The sequence below is a fragment of the Aminobacter niigataensis genome, from assembly GCF_014200015.1.
Taxonomy (GTDB): Bacteria; Pseudomonadota; Alphaproteobacteria; order Rhizobiales; family Rhizobiaceae; genus Aminobacter; species Aminobacter niigataensis.
Genome location: NZ_JACHOT010000020.1, coordinates 1 through 2,500 on the forward strand (window position 1 = coordinate 1; position 2,500 = coordinate 2,500).

Sequence of the window (2,500 nt, forward strand, 5' to 3'; positions counted from 1 at the left end):
TTGATTTTGGAGCCAGGATTCTGTCTTTTCTGTCCGGCTTTGTCGGCGTTGGCCTGCTTGGGGGCGGCTGATGCGGTTCCAATCGGAGCGTCACCTGGCAGCCAAATACAAAAAGCCCCGCTCGAGGCGGGGCGTTTTGTTATTTGGTTGCGGGGACAGGATTTGAACCTGTGACCTTCAGGTTATGAGCCTGACGAGCTACCGGGCTGCTCCACCCCGCGCCACCATTTTCGCAAGCTGTGCTTGCGGATATTCCGGCGATTCCTTGCTTCATGTAGGCATTTGCCCACGCGATTGCGAGGATTTCAGGCTGTCTGCCAATGGAAAGGGCCGCTTGCGCGGCCCGTCTACCCGTTGGCGGGCCTTGGTTTGTATCGAGAAGATTGCAACATCGCGTTGCGATGCGTGGATTTAACGTGCGTTTGGCAGACCTGGCAGCGACTTACTCTCCCGCGTCTTGAGACGAAGTACCATCAGCGCTGGAGCGTTTCACGGCCGAGTTCGGAATGGGATCGGGTGCAGCCGCTCCGCCATAACCACCAGGTCGGCAAAACGCACGTTGTTCGAGAAGCTTTTTGAGCGAAGGAGCGTCAAGAGGCGTCGACAGCGGAGCTGTCGGGTGCCTCTCGGGGCTGTTCGCTGGTCTTTGTGTGCCTTTTCATCCTGCCTTTCGGCAGCAATGAGCATTAGGAATGAGAACGATCAAGCCTATCGAACTATTAGTACCGGTAAGCTTCATGCGTTGCCGCACTTCCACACCCGGCCTATCAACGTGGTCGTCTTCCACGGTTCTCAGGGAATACTCGTTTTAAGGTGGGTTTCCCGCTTAGATGCCTTCAGCGGTTATCCCGTCCGGATATAGCTACCCTGCTATGCGGCTGGCGCCACAACAGGTCCACCAGAGATCCGTCCATCCCGGTCCTCTCGTACTAGGGACAGATCCTTTCAATATTCCTACACCCACGGCAGATAGGGACCGAACTGTCTCACGACGTTCTGAACCCAACTCACGTACCGCTTTAAATGGCGAACAGCCATACCCTTGGGACCTGCTCCAGCCCCAGGATGCGATGAGTCGACATCGAGGTGCCAAACAACCCCGTCGATATGGACTCTTGGGGGTCATCAGCCTGTTATCCCCGGCGTACCTTTTATCCGTTGAGCGATGGCCCTTCCACACGGGACCACCGGATCACTATGACCGACTTTCGTCTCTGCTCGACTTGTCAGTCTCGCAGTCAGGCGGGCTTATGCCATTGCACTCGACGACCGATTTCCGACCGGTCTGAGCCCACCATCGCGCGCCTCCGTTACTCTTTAGGAGGCGACCGCCCCAGTCAAACTACCCACCATACATTGTCCCGGACCCGGATAACGGGCCGCGGTTAGACATCCATAGAGATAAGGGTGGTATTTCAAGGGTGGCTCCACCAAGGCTGGCGCCCTGGCTTCAAAGCCTACCACCTATCCTACACATGCCACTACGAATGCCAATGTAAAGCTATAGTAAAGGTGCACGGGGTCTTTCCGTCTAACCGCAGGAACCCCGCATCTTCACGGGGAATTCAATTTCACTGAGTCTATGCTGGAGACAGCGGGGAAGTCGTTACGCCATTCGTGCAGGTCGGAACTTACCCGACAAGGAATTTCGCTACCTTAGGACCGTTATAGTTACGGCCGCCGTTTACTGGGGCTTCGATTCAAAGCTTGCACCTCTCCTCTTAACCTTCCAGCACCGGGCAGGCGTCAGACCCTATACGTCGTCTTGCGACTTCGCAGAGCCCTGTGTTTTTGATAAACAGTCGCTACCCCCTGGTCTGTGCCACCCTCCACATGCTTGCGCATGAAAGGGTCACGCTTCTTCCGAAGTTACGCGTGCAATTTGCCGAGTTCCTTCAGCATAGTTCTCTCAAGCGCCTTGGTATACTCTACCAGTCCACCAGTGTCGGTTTCGGGTACGGTCTATAATGGAGGAGCTATTTCCTGGAACCGCTCCGCTGCCGGGATCAATCCAATAAGACCCGACAACTTGTGCGATCCGTCACTACCTCCAGGCCCACGAATATTAACGTGGTTCCCATCGTCTACGCGTTTCCGCCTCGACTTAGGGGCCGGCTAACCCTGCTCAGATTAGCTTTAAGCAGGAACCCTTGGACTTTCGGCGGGGGTGTCTCTCACACCCCTTACGTTACTCATGTCAGCATTCGCACTTCTGATACCTCCACCGCCCCTCACAGGTACGGCTTCGTCAGCTTACAGAACGCTCCGCTACCGCTTGCAGCAAGCTGCAAACCCTAAGCTTCGGTGTATGGCTTTAGCCCCGGTACATTTTCGGCGCAAAGACCCTTATTTAGACCAGTGAGCTGTTACGCTTTCTTTAAATGATGGCTGCTTCTAAGCCAACATCCTGGTTGTTTTGGGATCCTCACATCCTTTCCCACTTAGCCATAACTTGGGGACCTTAGCTGTAGGTCAGGGTTGTTTCCCTTTTCACGACGGA

At 55.1% G+C, this 2,500-nt stretch carries 1 tRNA gene and 2 rRNA genes (1 of these 3 cut by a window edge); all 3 read right to left on the reverse strand.

The features are described from left to right. Positions 1 to 144: 144 nt before the first annotated feature. Positions 145 to 221: transfer RNA gene (locus GGQ99_RS25925), tRNA-Met, on the reverse strand. A gap of 208 nt (positions 222 to 429) precedes the next feature. Continuing rightward, positions 430 to 544 (reverse strand): 5S ribosomal RNA (gene rrf, locus GGQ99_RS25930). Between the two features lie 154 nt (positions 545 to 698). Then, a 23S ribosomal RNA gene (locus tag GGQ99_RS25935) occupies positions 699 to 2,500 on the reverse strand (it continues 1,012 nt past the right edge of the window).